The sequence below is a fragment of the Lachnospiraceae bacterium KGMB03038 genome (assembly GCA_007361935.1).
Lineage (GTDB): Bacteria > Bacillota > Clostridia > Lachnospirales > Lachnospiraceae > Massilistercora.
In genome coordinates this window covers 1,191,103-1,213,364 of sequence record CP041667.1, presented here as the reverse complement: position 1 = coordinate 1,213,364, position 22,262 = coordinate 1,191,103, and the positions used below count along the sequence as shown (strand labels likewise).

Here is a 22,262-nt window from a genome sequence, read left to right as displayed (position 1 = left end):
TTTATATGACTTTTGCAAGCTGTTAAGCTAACTTGTGGAACATATGCCGAACCTTATCTATACGGCTATTCGGGCGGCGGGGTTGGCAAATAAATTTACCAATAGCTGGCTGGTATCCTTTTAACTCTGTCAAGCAGACTCCCTGCCCATTTGTGAAATAAGTTAAATCGTTCCTGTATTCTTGAATACATCTAGCAGGGATTTCTCCTTTCAGAATGACCTCGTCATTCTTTATCTGAGTACTTACAATATCTGCACAATACCTTGGAGCATCATGATACGCCCGTGAGAGATATTCCTGCGGTGCATAAATTTCAAAGTGGAGATATGGCTCTAATAGTTCTGTCCCTGCTTTTTTTAAAGCCTGCTCCAATACGATAGGGGAAAGCAGCCGAAAGTCTGCGGGGGTACTTACAGGACTATAATACAATCCATATTCAAAACAGATTTTACAGTCTGTCACTTTCCATCCATACAGCCCCTGCTCGCAGCCATAAAGAACCCCCTCCATAACCGCATTTTGGAACGATTGATTTAAATATCCAAGTGAAACTCTGCTTTCATACTGCACTCCGCTTCCAATAGGGAGCGGCTCTATGGACAACCCGACAGAAGCCCAGAAAGGATTTGGCGGGACTTCTATGTGGATGGTATATTCTGCTTTTCTAAGCGGTCTTTCCATATATATAACAGTAGGCTCTTTTATTTCTGCCTCCACATGATATTTTTCCTCAAGGATGGCACAAATGACTTCCATCTGCACATTCCCCAAAAAAGAAAGTATAATCTCATGCGTTGTAGTATCCACATAATATTTTAAAAGAGGGTCGCCATCTGAAATTTCTGTAAGTGCCCCAAGCAATATTTCCCGCTGTTCAGATTTCTTTACTGCAATCGTTGTTTGGAGCATAGGGAGAGGATTTTCAATAAATTTTCTCTGCGGCAACAGTATTTCGTTCCCCAAAATACTGTTTAGCTGCAAAACATCATTTGGTAAAATTACAATATCACCAGAGCAGGCTGTATCGGATGAATATAATTCACCGTTTGTCGGAACACACATCTCTGTGATTTTTATTTTCTCTTTTTCAGATATTCTAATAACATCCCTCAAATGCAATGTTCCGCTATATATACGCACATAAACAAAACGCCGCCTTTTCTCTGAATATTCAATCTTAAAAACCTGCCCGCATAGTTCAGATTGACCTTCAGGCGTTGATGAATAAAATTTACTGGCAATTACTTCTATAAGCTGCCGAATCCCCAGATTGTTTTTAGCGCTTCCGTGATAAACGGGAAATAACGTTCCGTTTTGGAATCTCCTGTTTTCTTCCTGTTCCAGTTCTGACATTTTAAACGGTTTCCCTGACATATATTTCTCTAATAGTTCATCGTTTCCCATAATTACCGCATCCCACTGTTCCATATCGTCATTGTCCGTTACATTTATATGGGGATGCTGCCCAACCTTTTGCTTCACTATAATTTCCGAAGAAAGCTTTGCTTTCATTTCCCGATATACCATTGGCAAATCAATCCCCTCTTGGTCAATTTTATTGATGAAAAAAAATTGTCGGAATCTTCATTATCTGTAGTGCATGAAACAGTATACGGGTCTGTGCCTGTATGCCATCCTTTGCAGAAACTAATAATACTGCTCCGTCTAATACGGATAAAGAACGGTATACTTCCGCCAAAAAATCCATATGGCCTGGCGTATCTATAATGTTGACTTTTACATCCTCCCACTGAAAAGATGTCACTGCTGTCTGGATAGTGATTCCCCTTTGACGCTCCAAATTCATTGTATCTGTCCTTGTTGTGCCTTCATCTACGCTCCCTAGTTCTGCAATTGCACCACTGGTATACAATAAACTTTCCGTTAATGTTGTCTTTCCTGCGTCAACGTGAGCCAGAATGCCTAAGTTAATTATTTTCATGTGATTTTCCTCCTATCAACACCCAAAAAAGGGCATAAAAATACCCAGTGATAAATACTCCTATCACTGGGTAAATAACTCCAATAGCCCCAAAACACTTATATGTTTTCGGGCATATAAAATTACATGATAAAAGTATTCTTAAACTGGGTACAAAAAACTAAGCCCCATATTAAAAGTGAAACGGGACTGCTACTTTTTGTTCCCACTATCAAATTGACAGTTTATTTAAGAATACCTTGCCGCATATTTATTAACTCCTTGTATAATACTGAATCTAATTATATTCCTTAACCCTTTATTTGTCAAGCTGACAAACTAAAGCAGAAAAAGCGGCAGGATTTCCCCCTGCCACTAATCATCTGTTTATGCAAAAATAATTTCCTTTTCCACAATCTCCCTCGCACAAGCCCTTATGTTATTGAGGCATCCTGTCCATTCTAAGGCGTTTTCTGCCTTTAGCTGTTCCGTTATGCCCTGTGCCTGTTTCATACCCTCTATGAGCCTTTCAAAGCGTTCCTGTGCCTGTCTGTTGATGTCGGCAAGGTAGGCGTTTAGCCTGCCGCTTGTAAGAAGATTGGTGTATGTAACTTTACGGTACTGTTTTAGATAATCTAAATGCCGTTGCCCCCAGATGCCTATTGCCTGTTCTTCTTCGGCGGGTACAGTTAAGCACGGTATCAAATAATCCCCTTGCCTTTCGTATTTGCCGCCCAGTTCCTCAAATAATGATTTTGCCATTGTCTGTTACCTCCACATTCTTTTTTATTTTGAATGTCCGCAAAATCCGTCCTACATCACGGGGCCGCCACGGACAGTCCAGATCATGACTGGCGATGATCAGATCCTGTACATTCGTTCCGGCTCCCATCTTAAACGTACTGCCCATAAGGATACGGACAGCTCCTCGCCGGACTTTGGAAAACAACTCTTTCTTCCGCACATCTGTGTTAGCGTCATGGATAAAGGCAATTTCCTCTAACGGGATTCCCCTCGCAAGTATTTTGTCCCGGATGTCATTATACACGCTGAATGTTCCATCTGTTTTTGGTGTAGACAGATCACAGAATACCAACTGCGTCAGCTTTTTCTCTTTTCCCTCCTTCCAATGTCGGCAGATTTCCTCCACGCAGGCATTGACTTTGCTCCCCGGATCATCCGGCAGCAAGGGATTAGATAATCTCTGGTCAAGTGCCAGTTTCCTACCGTCATTAGTAATCTTAAGCATATTGTCCTCCCGTGGATTCACTGATCCGTTGCGTACCTGCTCTGCCCGGTTTCCAAGTTCTTCTACCATTTCCGTCTGTAACTCCGTTGGTTCCACTTTCACAACTCGGTACTCTGCCTCCGGCACGGGAAGTTTCAGCATATCCGCTGTCTGGATGTCTGCTACTTCCCGGAACATCTGCATAAGTTCCGGCAGGTTATAGAACCGGGCAAACCGTGTCTTTAATCGGTATCCATTTCCTTCCGGAGCAATCTCCAGAGCTGTCACTGTCTCCCCAAAAGTGGACGCCCATGCGTCAAAGTGTTGTAAATTCTTCTCTACCAGAGTGCCATACTGGAGATAGCGCTGCATGGTATAGAGTTCATAAGGTAGGAAACGCCACGCCATACTTCCTTTCGTCCGTGGTCTTGGCGTAACCCCCTCCAGAACCGTGCTTACACCTCTCGATGTACACGGCTCGCCATCTTTCATAGTTTAAGTGATTTTGTCTTTGCTTCTTCGTAGCATTTCGGGCAGAGAGCCAATGACTTCCGCCTTTTCAGTAACATCAGTTCATCAAATTCATTATCAGCGTTCAAATCTTTTAAGCGCTTTACATGGTGCATATACACTTTCACGGGGTTTGCTCCGCACATCTCGCATTGTCCGCTTTTTAAACGTCCTGCAAGACTATTCGGTTTTATCTGCCCTCTGTATTTCGGCATAATGTCTACAAATTCAGGTGCGATATTGTTATTACGCCTAAATCCTTCATTGTAAAACTCACACCGCTTTGTTCCACTCTTGGTTTTGTAATCTGCGCCAAAGTCGCCCTTTACGCTACGGTATTTCTTATACATCTTCATAACAGAAGAATTATATTTTGCCGCCAACGTCTTTAAACAGCTTCCACGCATGATAGAATGAAATTTCCCCAGATTGCATACATTGATTGCTAACCTGTAATAATTGTACAATCCTCTGATTTCAGAATTATATTTACTGATGATTGCCACATCGTCTAATGGCATAAGCGCCCCTCTGTGGAGTGGCTTCCAAATCTCTTTGCCGTTTTCGTCTTTTTTGATTTTAAACGCACCGTATTCGTGCAGTTTCGCAATCCATTTTTCTTTCGGCATATATAACTGCACTTTTCCATACCACACCCGTTGCAGACCTTTTTTCGTCCGCTTTGTGTCCTGACTTCTTGATATTCTTATGTCGTATCCAAGATACCGCACCTTTTCAGAGGAATGGGTAACGTGAGTTTTCTCCTCCGACATTGTGAGATTTAGCTTGTCTTTTAGAAATATCTTTACCTGTTCCTTGATATTTTCAGCATCCTGCTTTGAACCTGTTATTGAAATCAGGAAATCGTCAGCGTAACGGTTGTATTGAAGTCTTTTGTAATTCTCATCCATCTCGTCTAAATGTGGTGTGGACAACATCACTTTCCTTGCTTCTTTAAATGCTGCTAGGTTTGCTTCTGTGCGCTCTATTTCCAGATTTTTCTGCGCTTTCCGATAAGCCCAGCGTACCTTATCATGGTCTTTGTGGACTTTACGGCTTCTTGTATCGCCTTTGTCAAAACTCTTTTTCATCCTTGCCATGAACTCATCAAGTTCATTCAGATAGATGTTGGCAAGTATCGGACTGACACCGGAGCCTTGTGGACTGCCGGAGTACGTTTCATGGTATGTCCACTGTTCCATATATCCTGCCCTTAGAAACTTCCACATCAGCGATATGAACGCTTCATCTTTTATGCGCTTTCTCAAAAGCTGTATTGTGATATGGTGGTCGAAGCTGTCAAAACAAGCCTTAATGTCTCCTTCGATTATCCACTTTGCACCAGTGAACAGCGTTACGATTTCTTTTAACGCTGTGTGGCAACTTCTTTTCGGTCTGAAACCATGTGAATTATCAGAGAATGTCGGCTCATAGATTGCTTCAAGTATCATACGGACAACTTCCTGTAACAGTTTATCGTCCGTTGACGGAATCCCCAATGGGCGCTTTTTACTGCTGTTTTTCTTCGCAATATAAACACGCCTTGCAGGGTTCGGCTGGTATGAGTGGTCTCTCAGCTTCTGAATGAGCTTTTCAATGCGCTCCATGCTCATACCGTCAAGAGTGAATCCGTCTGCACCTGCCGTCATGCTCCCCTGAGAGGTCGCAATATTCTGGTATGCAAGCAGATAGAACTCTGGGTTGTACAGGTTACGGTATAATCTCTCGTACCTGTACTCTTTGTTTTTTGCTTTTTCACTTAAACTTTTCAATACATTTTCGGGACTTCTCATAATGCCTCACGCACCTTTCCTTATTATTTGTATTGAAGAAAGACTGTCTCCCTTCGCCATGTGGACGGCTTTCCCGTCCTCGGACTACTACGGAGACTCTGTTGCCATAGTAAATATTCAGAGTCACTTTTCTCATAGCACTCATAGCCGATTTTCGGCATTTTACCTTAGGCAATCCCCGTTTAGAACTGTAATAACATAAGCCTGTTATGATTTCGGATGTGACGTTCGTCGTTTTCCATTATCCTATGGCTGATTTACTCTGGGTATCTTGTGGATACGCATGGCCGACTCATATCCACCAGAGTACATGCGAGTATAACTTCCTTACGCATGGAGCAACATTTTGCCCAATCTCCGACTGTCATTCAGGCAGTTTAGCTTTCATCCTTATTCATAACTTTTCGCCACTACCACGCAAACACTTTGGAAGTTTCCGTGTTTCGTGCCCTCCGACATGCTACACTCCCCATCGGGTTTCCCCTTTTGGATAAGTCGGGTGACGATAGGGTGCGGATTATTCCGCTTTGATACCTTGCCCTATTACTTGCTCAAGGTAAGATTATTACAGCCCCTTACGGGCGCACCACCATCGAATTGCTTACCGGGGTTCCCGTGGAGAAGATCACTCCTTTTCCCCCAGTAACCTCATCCAGATAGCGGCATTTCATATACATGTCAGACGATTTCTGTGCCTCCGTCTGCGCAATCCCTCCCACATTTCTCATCTTAGTTGTAAGATAGAGATTTTTGTAGCCATCTGCCTCATCCACAAACAGACGGTCAACGCCCAGTTCCTCAAAAGTGATCATGTCATCCTTCCGGCTCTGGTCATGGAGTCGTTTCAGTCTCGTCTCCAATGTCTTTTTTGTCCGCTCCATCTGTTTAATTGTAAATCGGCTCCCCTGTATCCGCTTCGCCTCGGCAATTCCTTCCACAATCTCATCAATCTCCGCCTCCAACATACGCTCCTGTCGCTCCAGGCTTAAAGGGATTTTCTCAAACTGGGAATGACCAATAATTACAGCGTCAATATCACTGGTGGCGATTCTCCCACAGAACTTCTTTCTGTTCTTTTTTTCAAAGTCTTTCTTCGTAGCCACTAAAATATTGGCTGCCGGATAAAGCTGTAACCATTCAGCGGCAAACTGCTCGATGATATGATTTGGCACCACAATCATAGATTTATTACACAGGCCCAACCGCTTACATTCCATAGCCGCCGCCACCATTGTATAAGTTTTCCCCGCCCCTACCACGTAGGCCAATAAGGTGTTCCCGCCATAGATGATCCGGGCCACTCCGTCTTTCTGATGTTTCCGCAGGGAAATTTCCGGGTTCATGCCATAGAAATGAAGATGGCTCCCGTCATATTCCCGTGGCCGGATGGCATTGAAACGCTCGTTATAATCTCTGGTAAGACGCTGCCTGCGCTCTGGATCTTTCCAGATCCACTCCTGGAATGCCTGTTTGATCAAGTCCTGTTTTCCCTGTGCAATGGCGGTTTCCTTTTGATTGAGGATCGGCTTGCGCCTGCCTTCTTCATCTTCCACATAGTCATACACACGGGTATCACGCAAATTCAGACTATCCTCGATGATTTTGTAGGCGTTTACCCGGTTCGTACCATAGGTATTATTTGCACGTGGATTTCCCCTGTCTACACTTTTTCCCTCGACATTCCAATCTCCGGTATGCCGGGAAAAATGAACTTTAATCTTCCACTGGGAATAGTTTGGCGTCTGCAAGAGTTCAAACATGAACTCTGCTATATCTTCCTCTGGTATCCATGTAGCACCAAGACGCACACTGATTTCTGAGGCAGTCAGATCTTTCGGCTGTACTTTTTCCAATGCCTCTACATTACTTTGATAGACCTCGGATATCTCAGCCGCAAGTTTTGCCGCCCGCAGTTTCTTACGCACGTTGCCGGACAGATACTCATCCTCCGACACAAACCGGGGCTGTTCCATCCCCTCATATTCCGGAAGGCGGAAGATCACACCTTTTAGTTCCTGCTCCACTTCCTCTGCGCTTTTCCCAGTCAAGGAACAAAGATAGTCCATGTCCACGCAGGCTTTCTCAGAAAGGGACAGAGATAAAGCCTCACTTGCGGTATCCACTTTCGTTACCGTCTCATGAGGCTTTATCGTACGTTTGGTAAACATATCTGCTTTCCGCTCCAGTGTACCGTCCTCTCCCATAATCTCAAGGGAGCAGAGAAGCGGATAGCTGCTGTCATCGGAAAATGCTATACTATTGGCTCTGGAATTTAACAAGCCATACTTTTTCTGAAACAGATCATACAGAGCATTTAGTTTCTTTTGCTGTTCTTCAATCTCTTGATCTGGATACCCTTCGGTCTGGAAAGCTATCAGATCTCTGGTACAGTCCCGGATGGCAATCATACCTTTCACACGGTTCTGAGCTGTCACGGACAGTTCCACAGGTTTCATGCGGCTGTTTTCCCGGTAATAGATATTCCCATCATAGATTGTATAGGAAAAGTTCGCCACAGACGGATCGGCTGGAATCGAATGATCTTCTTCCTCCACCAGTTCTTCCACCTCATAGTCTGTGATTTCCGCCTCTAGGTTTTCTACTGCCTGTTCAAGAAGTTCCTTTAATTCCCTGTCCGGATAGGGTTTGCATATAAGCTGCGGGCCATAAGGCCCGGATACAATTTTCTGCTCTCCCAGTACCATCTCCGGGTGCTGCTGAAAATAAGGATTTATGCTGACCACCCGGTGCCGGCTCTCGCCCTGTTCATTCACATGGTCATTCTCGTAAAGACGCTCTACTTCCACCCATTCCGGCAGATCCACGCTCAAATCTCTCGGTGTCTCCCTTTTCTGAAAAAAGAGAATGTCCGTATTGATTTCTGTTCCGGCGTTCTGCAGAAAAGCGTTGTTCGGCAGTCGGATCGCTCCCAACAGATCGCACCGCTGAGCAATATGCCGACGCACCCGGTCATCCCGCTTATCCATTGTTCCGCCACTGATCCCGTTGGATGTGATCAACGCAAGTACACCCTTCGGCCTCGTCTTGTCAATCGACTTGGCGATAAAATAGTCGTGGATCAGAAAGTTATACTTATCATATTTTCTGTCCAGTACCTTATAACTTCCAAAAGGCACATTACCGATTACTACATCAAAAAAGCTGTCTGGCAGGTCTGCCTCCTCGAACCCCTGTGCGGCAATCGTGGACTTCTGGTATAACTGCTGTGCGATCCGGGCAGATATACTGTCAATCTCCACACCATATACCTTACAGTCTGACAGACTCTCCGGTTTGCGTCCGATAAAATTACCTGTACCGCAGCTTGGCTCCAGAATATTTCCGGATTTCAGTCCCATGTTCTCCAAAGCCTGATACATAGCACTGATGATCGCAGGCGGTGTATAAAAAGCAGTCAGCGTGGACTGTCTCGCTGCGGTATATTCTTCCTCAGACAGCACGGTCTTTAATTCCAGATACTCGGTTGACCATGAAGATTTTGTTTCGTCAAAAGCGTCAGAGAGTCCGCCCCACCCCACATATCCGGCAAGGATTTCCTGTTCCTCCGGCGTGGCAAAGCGGTTTTCCTCCTCACACTTCTTTAATAACTGGATTACCATGAGGTTTGCACGGAACTTTTCTTTTGCTGTTCCCTCCCCTAAATGCTCATCCTTGATCTGATACTGGTTGCGGCTCTCCTGCGTGATCTCCGGGTGCAGATCAAATCTTCTTACCCTCCTGGTAGGTTTCTTCTGTGTCCATGCCGGAGCCAGATCTTCCAGAAGTTCTTCCGGCTTCTTTTCAAAGGGATTTTCTTCCGGTATAACTCTGGTAAATTCGCTCTCCTGCACGGTTTCCTCTGGTAGATCCAGTTCCTCTTTGTTCTTTTCGGCAGGTTCCTCAGAATTTTTTTTATCTGCCTTCAAATGATCGTTAGCAGGATTTTCCCGTATCCGGCGGTCAAACACCTCCCGCTGCATTTCCTCAGTAAAAAGCGGATACATCTGATCACGCAGAACCACCATCTCATCGGATATGAAATCAATGGAATAATCCTTTGTTCCTATCGTGACAATCGTATCCACCTGCAGGTCATAAGGCGGATTCATGGCAGGCAAATCCGCGATCTCGGCAATCAGCTCAGACACTTCGGCATAGTTTTCATCCTCCGTATCCATCTCTTCCCGGACACTGATCAGAAAGCGGTGTATTCCCCGTACTAACTGAGGATCAGCCAACTGTTCCTGCAACTGACGCAGTACATCCTCCTGTGCCTCTCCTGCCTCAAGCGTATCCTGGTATTTATACCAGTCATACGCCTGGTAAAACGTATTGAGACGTCTGGCAAGTATCTCCTCCCGGCTCTGCGCCGGAACAGGCTCCAGAGGAGCCTGCATGTTTTCTCTTTCGGCTGGTATGGGGGAAAACAAACTGAATACTCCGTCCCGGTAATCCGCAACGTCTTGATATGTCTGTTGCATAGACGGGTAACGCCGATCATAATCTGCGGTTCCCGCAAGTACCTCCTCCATCATGGAAAGGATTTCTTTTACCTGTTTGGGATCATCAAGCTGCGGACGGATCTGTTCGATAGCTCTATAATAATCTGAGCCATACGGATATGGACGTAAAAAAGTTTCCGGCTGATCCCGGAAAAAAATATGAATATCCCTTGCCAGAACGTCTTTTTCATATTCCGGAAGATATTCCATCTCCCGTTTGCTCATATATCGTCCGATAGCGATCAGCTCATTGATCCGCTTTGCAACCACTGTCCATTTCAGAGTAGTCTCATAATTCTTCCACTGGATGGTATAACCTTTCGCATTTGTATCCTGGCGAAAACTTTCTCCTAAATAATCAGTTACAGATCCTCCCATCCCATATTCCTGCTTTAAAAATTCTGCTTTTTCCTTATTGCTGTGTTCTTGCAGAAAATAGGCGTAAATTCTGTATTTTCCATGTTCAAAGGAAGAACCGGATTGCAACGCATAGTCGATGATTTCCTGTGGCATAGAAAAAGCAGGAGACTGCTCTCCTGCCAATTCTTCTAAAAATGACTGTTGTTCTGCCACCGTTGGCTGTGGCTCTGTAATCAGTTCCTGCCTTTTATCTTCATCATCTTTTAACTGCGGTTCCTGCTCGGTTAGCTGTAAATCAGTTCTTTCATCACGATCTCTTCCGCCGCCTGCCGGATATTGTTCATCTGCTGTACCCACGCCATCTGGTCTTTCGCTTTCAGTTCCTCCGTCACGCCCTGAGCTGCTTTCATCTGTTCTGTCAGAACTCCCATCCGCTCCTGTGCTTCTCTCTGCACCTCGTTCAGATGGCTGTTCAGTTCTCCCCTCGTCAACAGGTTCAGAAACATCCCGTATCGGTGTTCTTTCAGATAGGTCTGGCGCAGGGAAGCGTACTTCCCACGGTGTACTTCCGGTTCGTTCGGTACGGTCAGATCCGGAAGAAGATAATCGCCCTGTCTGCTGTATGTGATCGCTCTCATGTGTAACGCCCCTTTCTGTAATCTGTTCTCTGTTTTCGCTTTCATTATATCGGTCTGCCTCTCTCCCGGCAAAGGTGCGATTTTTCTTTCTCTCTGCTTTTCTCAGCTTATTGACAGTATCGGAAATCTCAGATAATGCCATTTCTGACACATCACTGGCCGCAACACCAAACAGATTGACCATTTCCGGCGTATTAAAATCCGTAATGTTCCGGAAGTCCTCTGTTTCCAGATATAGATCTGTATCCACACCGCACCGTACCATAACCATGTAGGCAACACTGACCGCTAAAAGCTGTCGTGCCTCCACCTCCACGTTGTACTCGTCCACCTCTTCCAGATAACTTCCTTTTCTTTCTGATATCAGATCCGGAAGATAATCTGCAAGGTTATCTTCTGCTGCAATCTTTGCTGCCTCCAATATGGTTTCTGCAAATCCTGTCACTGTCTCGTCCACACCAAAAGCATTGGCAAGGGTTTCCTGCACATCCGGCTGATATTCTTCCGATATTTCCCACAATGGTACAGGCCGGAGCAGACGTCGGTAACGTACTTCCTGCGTATCTGACACATCATAATAGTATTTTAATCTCAGTGAGGGACTGTCTTTGTCAAAAACTGCTATTCCTTTGGAGTCCCGTTTTACCCACCGTCCAAACTTTTCATTCCATGTTTTCATAGCCAGCACTGCGGACGCCTCCGGGCGCTGTGCATAGATTAAGATCTGTTCATCAAAAGGCAGACGGAAGTTCCGGCAAGCAGAGCGTAAAAAAGCCAACCAGTTTTCCGGACTGGCAGTTACTTCCTTGACCGCCTCAGCATAAAGGTCTGTGATCAAGTCATATTTCTTCTTTGCCATACCTCCCTGCCTCCTTTCCGTTTTGTCTCGCTCATAGGCCGATACCGGATTCCGTTTTTCTCCATCTGCTTTGCAAACTGGCGAATACTTCTGCACTTTCCGTCCATCTCCACCTGTTCCTCACTGTGATAGCGGCAGAAAACGCAAACGCAATCCCCGTTTCCATACTCCAGACGCAGAAAAGAACTGTCGGGCAGAGAAAAGAGCGGGTTTCCCCGGCTGTCGGTAAAGCTGATTATTTTCCTGCTGCTCATATCTCTCCGCCTCCTAAAAACGTAATGACTTTTCCGGCTTTCACTGCTTTCTGAATTTCATTGATCATTCCGATCTCTGCCACTGTGATCCCCGGCAGCGATAGAATATCATCCATTGTCATGTTTAAAACTGCTTTTTCGCTGTCAAATCCCGCCTCCATCAATTTTGAGAGTGAACGCACAGCCTTATGATTTATCTGCGCCACTTTCCACACCTACCTTTCCTGTACTGTTTCCTGTATTTCCTTTTTAGTTCCTCTTCGCTGCTCCCGCTGTTCCCACCTCAATAGACTGAACTATCTCATATCCCTGGTTTACTCGTTTCTCCATCAACGCACCTCCTGTGATAAAGATACTTTTTCTGTCTCCTGTTTCCGCACTTCCTCTACCCGTTCCCTTGCCCACAGCGGCAGGTTCTCTGGTTTCACTTCACCTTGAAAATCATACCTCTCCCACCGTACATTTTCCCCGTCATACAGGTTCGTACAATAGCAGGCAGTTCCAAAAGAATTACTTCGTATTCCGTTCCCACTCCGCACATAGACAAGTTGGTGTTCCGCAGATCGGTATTCTGGTCTCAATACCTCCGGGCGCACAGCCATTACTTTTCCCTTCAGATTGTCACATTTGGAAAGCGGGATACACATCTGCTCCGTGATCTTTTCCCTCGGAACTGTAACCTTCGCCCATTCTTCCCGGACTTTCTCACACTGGGTTTTTATTCTGTCTGCAAGTAGTTCCATCATCTCCACATAGTCGTCTCCGGCCATGCACTCGCTGTATTCTCCTACAAGGGCATTGCTCCGATAAAATCCACAGAAATAGGGAAGTTCCTGTTTTTCGTCCACACCAAACAGTATCTCCCTGTCTCCGATCCGGATCGCCTGTGTGATCTCATAGGTTTCCACCATCCGTTTCTTTTCCTCCTCATGCATAGTCCTCATCCTCCTTTCGTCTGGTATGTAAAGAGGCGGCTTACCACCGCCTCCTGTCACATTCTGTCTATTTCTTCCGGTTCCGCAGATTCAACCAAATCAAGGCTCCTGCGATAAATGCCACTAAGATGACCGTGATCCACATCTTTGCATTCATGCCTGTTCCTCCTCTTTCTTTTTCTTTCCTTTTACGACTGCCAGAATACCAAAAGCTGCCGCTCCTGCACCAGACAGGGCAGATAATGCCATCCACAGGCCCGGTCTGCTGTCATCTCCGGTTTTTGGTGTCGTGATTACTTCCTCCGGAATCTTTTCATTGGTCATAGTAGCTTTTATAATCTGACCGTCTTCTTTGATCTCAAAAGCGTATTCGGACTCATCAATCTCGTATCCTTCCGGTGCATTGTATTCTTGATAGGTGTATTTTCCATATCGCAAAGTAAAGGTAGCGATTCCATTCTCATCTGTTACACCTGTGGCAACAATATTCCCATCCTCGTCCTTAATCCGGAATCCGGCGTTTGGAAGAGGTTTTCCATCCGCAACGTCTGTCTTGGTCAGTTCTAGTTTTCCGGTAATCGGCTGATTGATAAAGCCAACGCCCGCCTCATTTTCCACGTCTACAATCTTTCCGTCCTCGCTGATCTCAAAGTAATAAGCGTTCTCATCCAGCTTGAAGCCTTCCGGGGCAGTCTTTTCTTTCACAAAATATCCTCCGTAAAGCAGACCGTCCGTCTGGTAAATGCCTTCTGAGATTTCCGGAATTTCTCCCACAAGTTCATCGTTTTCGGTCAGTTTCTGGTCTTTGTCCGTGTCTGCATACAGCTCAAACACCGCTCCCGTCAGCTTGTTCGCCGGATATTCTGCGTCCACTTTTGTCAGACGCACACTTCCCTCAATGAGTTTGTTGATCAGTTCCACTTCGATCACTTCCTCATCTTCTGTAACCGATACATAGTGGAGAGCCTCATTCAGCACATATCCTTCCGGACTTGCGATTTCCCGTACAATCCATCTTCCAAACGGTACATCCTCAAAAGCAAACGCTCCGTCTTTATCAGAGGTTGTTACCATTAAGGCGGTTTCTTCCGTAAATTCTTCTGTACCTATGGAAAACAGACCAATCGTTGCACCTTCCAGTGCCTCACCATCCGAGTCTACTTTCTGACCAGAGATCCTTCCCCGGATCAGCTCATTCTCAATGGCATTGCCCTCGTTCACAGAAATGTGAACCACAGCGGTATCCTGCCCCTGGTAGGTAAAGTCCACAGGATAGGCTTCCTCTGACAGAAGATAATGCTGGTCGGTAGCAACCTCTTTCACATAATATCTGCCAAAAGGCAGATCTGTCTGAAATGCGGCGGTTCCCTCTGTACTGCAAAACACAATCTCGATCAGACCGTCCGCCGGGATCATGGAACCATCCGCTGCTGTCAGATTCTCTGCGGCATACAGGCCAAAGGCCACGTTCTGAATTTCTCCCGCATTTCCAATCCCAAAAATCTCATCCTGTTCCAGTGTCTTTGTAAGGTCAATCGTCACTTTTTGCCGCTCATTATAGAAAGCAGTATCTGCCTCCGTTACGGATACTTCCTGTCCGGCATACGTCAGCTCCACCTCATGGATTCCTGTATTCAGCACCAGACCGTCCGGCGCTGTCTTTTCCACAATCTGGTATTTGCCCAGATACAGTTCTTTTGTCTCAGCCTTTCCTTCTTCATCTGTGGTAATGGTATCTACCACTTCCCCGGCGGCTGCCCGCACAGTTCCATCCGGTGTCACAATGTCCTCGGCAGCGATCACTTCATATACCGCCCCTGCCTGTCCAGTTACTTCGTAAACAGGAGTATAAATGTTTTCTCCTTCCACAAGGTTCCCGTCTTTGTCTACCACACCGTCTCCGGATATCTGCACAGAGGAAAATTCTTCCCCTGTCTTTGTCACAAGGATCTTGCCTTTCTGCGGTATATCCTCTTTTTCCACCGTGATCACGGTCACTCCACTGTCCTCCCCAGACTGTTCCTCGGATACCGTGAATGGAACCGGCGTACTGTCCAGTACATACCCATAGGGAGCCTGCACCTCTACCAATGTGTAATTTCCGTAAGGAAGAACCTCCGGCGTAATGAGATAACCGTCGCTTCCTGTATAGAAAGTATCCAGTTCTGTTACCTCCGGATAGGTATACTTCATGGTCACAAGATTCCCGGACTCGTCATAGATCTGGAACCCAGCTCCCGCAAGAGGAATGGTATTTCCGGTTTCTGCATCTTTTTTGACCACTTTGATATAGGATTCAAACAGGCGGTTGTTGATGAGATAGCGGTAAACTTCTCCGTCACTGCTGATATATACGTCAAAATCCTCAATCATCTCCCGGCCTTCCCATCCTTTCGTCTGGTGGACGGTATAAATACCATAAGGCAGGTCTTTGGTCTCGGCATATCCGTTCTCGTCACACACCAAAGTATCCCGCTCACTGTCCTTTGCGCTGTCATAGCTGCCTGCGCTCTTTAAGTACACCTGGAACTCTGCGCCTTCCTCCGGTGTCTCAATCTGTGTACTGCCATCATCTGTGTGTTTGATAATAGAGATTTTTCCTCTGATGACCTGCTCAGTCACATCATTGGAAGTATCGTTCAGCTCTACCGTATAAAGGGTTGCCTCCGCACCCACATGGTAGGAAGTCTCATCCAGAAGATACCCTTCGGACGGAGCAATCTCCCGGATTGTCCAGTCATCGCCACATACATAATATTTTGTGGTAAAGCTGCCCTTGCTGTCTGTGGTGTAGGTGTCAATCAATGTGTCCCCGTTATAGATCCCGTATACCGCACCTGCCAGTGTAGCGTCTCCCTGCGGAATTCCTGTCTCCCGGTCTGTCTTTATAACCGTTACCCGGAACTTTTTCAGTACATTATGGACAGTGGCATTGGTCACTTCGTTCCAGTTGACAGTCACGTTCTGAGCCGCCGGAACCACGTATCGCTCTGCTGTCTCGACTTCCTCCAGTGTATATGGTGTATCGCCGGAAATCAGAATATCAGAAAACGTGGCAACACCTGTGCTGTCCGTAACCGCATACTCATCCACCGGGATACCAGAAAGAGAGGTCCCATAAAGGTGGAACTTCATGCCTTCTACCAGACCATCCTCAGAAGTCTTGGTCACTTTCAGACTGCCACGCTTGAGGATATTGGAAAAATCCACGGTAACGGTCTCCCCGCCTTTGACTTCCACAGTCTGCGCTTTCTGCGGTTCATATCTGTTCTCGGTCAGCTCGGTTACTGTATAGGTTCCCGGCTGAAGGTTCTCCACCCGGATGGTTCCATCTTCTCCGGTTGTCACAGTCTGGTCAATGCAATTCCCCGTGATCTGGAATTTTAATCCGGCTACCACACCGTCCTCAGAAGTTTTCACGATTTGGACGTGTCCATAAGGGATTTTCACATTCAGATACGCCTGCACTGCTGCTGTATTCTCCACACCTGTAACCACGTCCTGCAAAGACGGATCTCCATAAGCAATCAACTTGGCGCTGCTACTCACTGTGGGAATTTTCTTGGTTGCAGATAACTGCACGTTCCCGGCAATCGCTTTATTGGATGTGATGGTCAGTGTATTTCCAGATGTGCTGACTTTCACATCACTGTTAGACGATGTGAAATTGAATTTCGACAGGACTCCATTGGTATCTGTCAGTTTCAGCACATACTGATTTCCGTCCCATTTCAGTTCCTGCGGGGCGCTGTCTGTACTGCCGGACGCAAAACCGGGAATGGTTCCGTGGCTGATCATGCCGGAGATAATCTGGTTATAAGCCGCTGCCACACCGCTGTTTGCTCCGTTTACACAAAGACCATTATAAAATTTAGCGTCCGTCTGAGTGTATGGAGCGGTGGCATTCCTGCACCCGGTCACAATTTCCCATATGACCATCTGTGTCGCAAGGATTTTCTCATCTTCCGTACCGGACAAACTTCCCATGCTGCCCTGTGCGCCATACAGAAGGGCAAGGTTCACAGCGTCCTGCTTTTCTTTCCCCAAGTTATTCCACAACACAGAAGCATCCCGCTCCAATGTGTTTCCTGTATGCAAGGTAATTCCCGGTTCAATACAGTAAGCGTTCTCCCCATCCGCATAGATCCGGGTTCGGGCCTCTCCTGCATGTCCACAGGTAATTCCGTTATGGGAAAAGGTCTGCTGATAACGGATGGTATTCCCATTTCCGTCATAGCAGTAAGCAAATGTGATCGTTGCCCGCTCGGACGCAGCCGATACTGTTGCCGCCGGAAAGACGGACAGTGTCGTGACCGCTGCCAACGCCAGTGCGATCCCTTTCTTGAATAACTGCTTGATTTTCTTCACTTCATTCTCCTCCATTTCTAAACCTTTCAGTTCGCATAAAAAAAGCCCTGCTGACTGGCAGGGTTGGGTACTGATCCGGTGGAATGTGGATAGCCACCGGCTCCTTATTCTTCTTTTCGGCTGGTAAACTGCTGGTAATCCGGAAGGGGTAGGGTGTGGGAAGGGGGAACCAGAAAATCGGGAAAACTGGGAAGCCACATAGGAACCCACTTTCCCCCTGACGTCCTCTTATCTCTCCCGTCCTCTCTCCCGTCTGCGGTACAGTTCCAGTGCCTTAATGATTGTGTCCTCCATCTGCTTTGGCGTGGTTCCCGGAGAGAAATATTTGTCAATCCTCTTTTTCGGGATTTTAAACTGCTCCACCTGGTTCGGTTTTTCCTCTGTCATGATCGACAGGATCACATCCTCATTCAGCTTTCCCGCCTCTGCAAACTTCCGCATTTTAATGGCCTGTGCGTGACTTGGAGTACAGTCCTCCTGTTCCATTGTGTCAAAAAGCACCTGCTGTTGTTCTTTCGGCAGGTAAGACAGTTCTACCGCCGGACGCATGGCAATCTTCCCCTCATCCACCATATCCAGAATAGATGTGATAAGTTCGGTAAGACGGATGTAACGACGGATTGTCTCTCTGCTTTCGCCCACTTCTTTTGCCAGAACTTCATTTGTTCTTATACCTAAAGAATTTGACACCACTGGTGTCATATTTTTGCTAGGGCGTCCTGCTTGTCTGTTCATGGCCTCCAACTTCATTTTATAAGCAAAGGCTTTTTCTGACGGTAAGACTTTCTCCCTTTGCAGGTTAGAGTCCACCATGATAATTGTAGCTTCATCATCTGTCAGATTTCGCACAATACAGGGCATGACCGTTTTCCCGGCAAGCTCACTGGCGAATTTTCTACGGTGTCCTGCCACCATTTCATAACCGCCTTCCGGTTTCGGGCGCACCAGAGCAGGATTGACCACACCTTTCTCCCGGATACTTGCTGCCAGTTCCAACATACTTTCATCCTGCTTTACTTTGTACGGATGATCGGGAAAGTCGCTGATCTCTTCCAGAGGAATGTCTGCTATAAACTCCCGCTTTGCCTCGTCACGTTCCTCCTGTGTGCTGAACAGATCAGCGGCTGCGGGAAGGGGCAATTTTATCTCTCTGCCTTTCGCCATCCCGTATCACCTCCTTTGTAAATGACGCATAGGCTTTTGCCACCGTACCGTTTTTGTCATAGCGGTAAATGCTCTGTCCTGCGGCACTTGTTTCCGCTGCTTTCACGCCAACCGGAATGACAGTCTGGTAAACCTTAACCATTCTCCCATAATTCTGACGGATACTTTCTGCGGTCACACGGGCCAGATTTGTCCGCATATCTGCAAGTGTCAAAAGTACACCGTCCACTTTCAGCGCTGGGTTAATCTGCCTTTGCACCTTCCCTATTGTTTTCATTAGCTGTGTCATTCCCTTTGCCGGGAGATACTGGGCCTGCACCGGAACAATCACACTGTCAGACGCCGCCAGTGCATTGATCGTCAGCATACCTAAACTTGGCATACAGTCAATCAGCACATAGTCGTATCCGCTTTTCACTTCATTCAGATAATTTTTCAACGTAAGTTCCCGGCTCATGGCATTGACAAGCATTACTTCCAGCCCTGCCAGTTCAATATTGGACGGGATCAGATCAACGCCTTCCTCATGGTGTAAAATTCCGGCGTGGCTATCCATTTCCCGGTCTGCCACAATCCCCTCTAACTGTGTGGCAAGTGTCACAGAAAGGTTATCCTGCTCCGGCCATCCCAGTGAGGTTGTCAGATCACCCTGTGGATCAGCGTCCACCAGAAGAACCTTCTTCCCTTCTCTGGCAAGCCCGATTCCTAAGTTGACGGTTGTGGTAGTTTTTCCTGTTCCGCCTTTCGATAGTGTCAATAGTTTTTCGCAAAATCAAAACCTAGCCGTTTAGCAGCCGGTAGTCAGCCGGCTATGATATCAGACAGCAGATCCTCTTCTGTTTTGAAAAGATGATCCATATTCATATAGCGTCTGGCTCCCCAACTGGTTGCTGCTACGTGACGCAGTCTGGCACATACGAGCATCAAGGCACTCTGCCCGTCAGGAAAAGCACCGATCGCTTTTGTACGCCGTTTAATCTCACGGTTGAGGCGCTCAATAGCGTTATTGGTTCGGATCCGGGTCCAATGCTGCGTAGGAAAATCCATATAGGTCAAGGTTTCTTCAATCCCGTCCTCTACCTTCTTGGCAGCTTTAGCAAGCTTCATGGCACGGAGTTTCTCCGCTACCTGGATTGCTTTTTCACGGGCGGCTTCCTTGCTTTCCTGCGCATGGATCGCCTTGAGCATAAGCGCTACCGTTTTCATCTTGTTACGGGGGGTAACAGAAAATATATTTCTGTAAAAATGAACCGTACAGCGCTGATATCTGGAATCCGGAAAGACTTCCGGAATGGTTTCAAGCATACTGAGATTCTTATCGCCGATGATCAAACGTACACCAGTAAGCCCGCGTTCTTTCAACCATACGAAGAAAGAACGCCAGCTTTCACGATCCTCTTTCATCCCTTCCGCAGCACCAAGGATTTCCCGGCAGCCATCCTGACTGACGCCAATGGCAACGAGAACAGAAACGTTCTGGATCTCGCCGCCCCAGCTACGTTTCAGGTAAACACCATCTACGTAAACATAAGGATAGTTCCCGGAAAGCGGACGGGTACGCCAGGTTTCAATATGCTCATAAGCCTTTTTATTCAGGTTACTGATGGTTCCAGGGGATACTTTCGTTCCCCATAAGGCTTCGGTGATATCTTCCACGCGTCGGACAGAAACACCGGCCAGATACATCTCAATAAGAGCTTCTTCCACGGAAGATTCTCTGCGACGATATCTTTCGATAATGGCTGTCTCGAAAGGAACCCCTTTCAGTTTAGGAACCTTCAGTTCGACTTCCCCTGCGGTAGTGTGGAGATTTCGCTTATAATGGCCGGAACGATATCCCTGGCGGTCAGAGGAGCGCTCATACTTTTCAGCGTTGACTAATTCGTCGGCTTCCTTATCGAGCAGGGCGTTTAATGTTTCTTCGACACTGTTACGGACAAGATCCTTTAAATCATGCTTTATTAAGTCCTCATTTAGCTGTATAATCTTATCAGACATGGTTCTATAGCCTCCTTTGATAGATTTAGTTGTGGTGACTTGATTTTACCAAACGGCTATAGACCATGTCTATTTTTATGAAATTGATTTTGCGAAATTAATTATACGTTATCCGCCTTTCTGGTTGGCAATCGCAATTACTTTGCAATTTACCATCACGGTTCCCTCCTTTCCTAAATATTTAATAGCCATCTTCCTGTGTGGGGAAATGGCTATGTATAAAAATGGGCATGAAAAAAGCCGGATGATTTTCGTAAATTGAAAACCTTCCGGCTATGTAATAAGTAATATCTTATTTATTTTCTTCTCTGATTTCTCTTATGTATGTTTCATATGCTGCTTGTGGAGATATAACTATTTCCTCATCTTGGCCTGTAAGAGATTTAAACACTCCTTCTTTATATAAAACTGGGTATTTGTCGTCCGCTATTATTCCTTCAAAAATTCCTAACAGATATTTTGATAGATGATAAATATTGTATTGATAATCATGGGCCGCATATACCATAAATAGCAATGTATCATCTGAATGTAATGTTAATCCTGCTCCTGCTGGAATCTGATTAAACTTATTTACTATATTGACAATTTCATTCGTTCCAAAAGACTCTTTTTGTCTTTTTATTCCTTTAATACAATTTAACATGTCTACCAAAGCTCTTTGTACATTACTTGTCGTATAAACTCCCTTTGCACTATCATATTTTAAATATACACCAGAATTAATAGCAGAAATAATCATTTCTGTCGATAATAGAGTTCCTTGTAAAATACCTGCTACAGCAAATTCTCTAAATGAAATTATTTCTTTATAATTCAGTGTGTATTGCTCTCCAAATTTTTCTGGCAATTTTTTTCTAGCCATTGATGCGAATAAGAAAAAAGGAACTATTTTTTTATCTACCATCGTACTTAATCTGGCAAGATTTTCTGAAATTTCTTGTTTTAATATTTCGTTCCATCTCTTAATATCAATATCCCTGTTTGCATTCAATTCAATTTTTAAAACATCAATAATATCTTCAAAATTGTTAAATTGATTGATCCAATTCCTTTTAGGATACTCTGTTCCCGTTTTTATAGCTTTTTTCAAATCGTCAATTTTCCCAACCTCTTTTAGAAAATTAAAAATCAAATCCGTATCCTTTATAATAGAACTAGATCTATTTGTAATTAATTTTATTTCTTCCGCTTTGCTAATTAATCCCTCATCTTTTATCAGTTCATTTTCGATATATCTTTGCAAAGCTCTCCTGTCTTCTCTAATATCCCAAATGCTCTGTCTTACAAAAATCAATAATTTTTTAATTTTCCCTTGCTCAGCCAACTCATTGGCATACTCATATTCCCTTTGTGTTATCGTAATTTTAGGATCTGTTGAAAATAATCCCCCTGCTCTTGCTCCTATTAATAGGATATAATAATCACATTCTTTGATAGAGTCCAAACAGGCCAAATAAGAATTTTTACTTGAGTCTTTAACAAAGTCATTTCGCTCCGACATTCTAACTTCATACCCTTTTTCTGTAAGCCAATATTTTAATGCTGAACGCAAATCTTTAAAATCATAAATTGTTGAACTAACAAATACAATTGGCTTATACATAATCTTTCCCTCCCTTATTTGTACGAAAATCTAATCATATTTATTCATTACGAATTTTTCCTGCAAAAAGTCACAAAATCATTTTGTCCGCCTGGTATCATCCAGTCCGTTTCGTCCTGTTCTGT

At 45.4% G+C, this 22,262-nt stretch carries 13 protein-coding genes and 2 pseudogenes; all 15 read right to left on the bottom strand.

The window, feature by feature from the left end:
- Nucleotides 1-22: 22 nt before the first annotated feature.
- Nucleotides 23-1,943 (bottom strand): annotated as a pseudogene (tet(O), locus tag FND36_05785) (tetracycline resistance ribosomal protection protein Tet(O)).
- A 366-nt stretch (nt 1,944-2,309) separates the two neighbouring features.
- On the bottom strand, nt 2,310-2,684 hold the full coding sequence (locus FND36_05780) for a TnpV protein (GenBank protein QDW73590.1): 375 nt from the start codon (nt 2,682-2,684) through the stop codon (nt 2,310-2,312).
- Nucleotides 2,665-3,642: a hypothetical protein gene (locus tag FND36_05775; GenBank protein QDW73589.1), complete on the bottom strand. Its 978-nt coding sequence runs from the start codon at nt 3,640-3,642 to the stop codon at nt 2,665-2,667. The genes FND36_05780 and FND36_05775 overlap by 20 nt, the downstream gene beginning before the upstream one ends.
- On the bottom strand, nt 3,639-5,453 hold the full coding sequence (locus FND36_05770) for a group II intron reverse transcriptase/maturase (protein ID QDW73588.1): 1,815 nt from the start codon (nt 5,451-5,453) through the stop codon (nt 3,639-3,641). The genes FND36_05775 and FND36_05770 overlap by 4 nt, the downstream gene beginning before the upstream one ends.
- Nucleotides 5,416-5,598, bottom strand: a pseudogene (locus FND36_05765) (hypothetical protein). Before FND36_05765 ends, FND36_05770 begins: the two are co-directional and overlap by 38 nt.
- Nucleotides 5,599-6,028: 430 nt before the next feature.
- Nucleotides 6,029-10,672, bottom strand: coding sequence for a hypothetical protein (locus FND36_05760; GenBank protein QDW73587.1), 4,644 nt, complete (start codon nt 10,670-10,672; stop codon nt 6,029-6,031).
- Complete coding sequence (locus tag FND36_05755) at nt 10,600-10,953, bottom strand: TnpV protein (GenBank protein QDW73586.1); 354 nt, start codon at nt 10,951-10,953, stop codon at nt 10,600-10,602. Before FND36_05755 ends, FND36_05760 begins: the two co-directional genes overlap by 73 nt.
- Before the next feature lie 834 nt (nt 10,954-11,787).
- Entirely contained in the window at nt 11,788-12,066 is a 279-nt protein-coding gene (locus FND36_05750; protein QDW73585.1) for a hypothetical protein, read from the bottom strand.
- Entirely contained in the window at nt 12,063-12,272 is a 210-nt protein-coding gene (locus FND36_05745) for a hypothetical protein (protein ID QDW73584.1), read from the bottom strand. The genes FND36_05750 and FND36_05745 overlap by 4 nt, the downstream gene beginning before the upstream one ends.
- A gap of 123 nt (nt 12,273-12,395) precedes the next feature.
- The gene (locus FND36_05740) at nt 12,396-13,001 is read right to left on the bottom strand and encodes a hypothetical protein (protein ID QDW73583.1); all 606 of its coding nucleotides are present in this window, start codon (nt 12,999-13,001) and stop codon (nt 12,396-12,398) included.
- A 153-nt stretch (nt 13,002-13,154) separates the two neighbouring features.
- Nucleotides 13,155-17,384, bottom strand: coding sequence for a TonB-dependent receptor (locus tag FND36_05735; GenBank protein QDW73582.1), 4,230 nt, complete (start codon nt 17,382-17,384; stop codon nt 13,155-13,157).
- A 213-nt stretch (nt 17,385-17,597) separates the two neighbouring features.
- Nucleotides 17,598-18,533, bottom strand: coding sequence for a ParB/RepB/Spo0J family partition protein (locus tag FND36_05730; protein QDW73581.1), 936 nt, complete (start codon nt 18,531-18,533; stop codon nt 17,598-17,600).
- A complete protein-coding gene (locus tag FND36_05725) occupies nt 18,487-19,290 on the bottom strand; it encodes a ParA family protein (GenBank protein ID QDW73580.1) in 804 nt (267 codons plus the stop codon). Before FND36_05725 ends, FND36_05730 begins: the two co-directional genes overlap by 47 nt.
- A gap of 44 nt (nt 19,291-19,334) precedes the next feature.
- Nucleotides 19,335-20,531 carry an IS256 family transposase gene (locus FND36_05720; GenBank protein ID QDW73579.1) on the bottom strand — a complete coding sequence of 399 codons (1,197 nt, stop codon included), beginning with the start codon at nt 20,529-20,531 and terminating at the stop codon, nt 19,335-19,337.
- A 292-nt stretch (nt 20,532-20,823) separates the two neighbouring features.
- Nucleotides 20,824-22,137: a DUF4062 domain-containing protein gene (locus FND36_05715; protein ID QDW73578.1), complete on the bottom strand. Its 1,314-nt coding sequence runs from the start codon at nt 22,135-22,137 to the stop codon at nt 20,824-20,826.
- Nucleotides 22,138-22,262 lie beyond the last annotated feature (125 nt).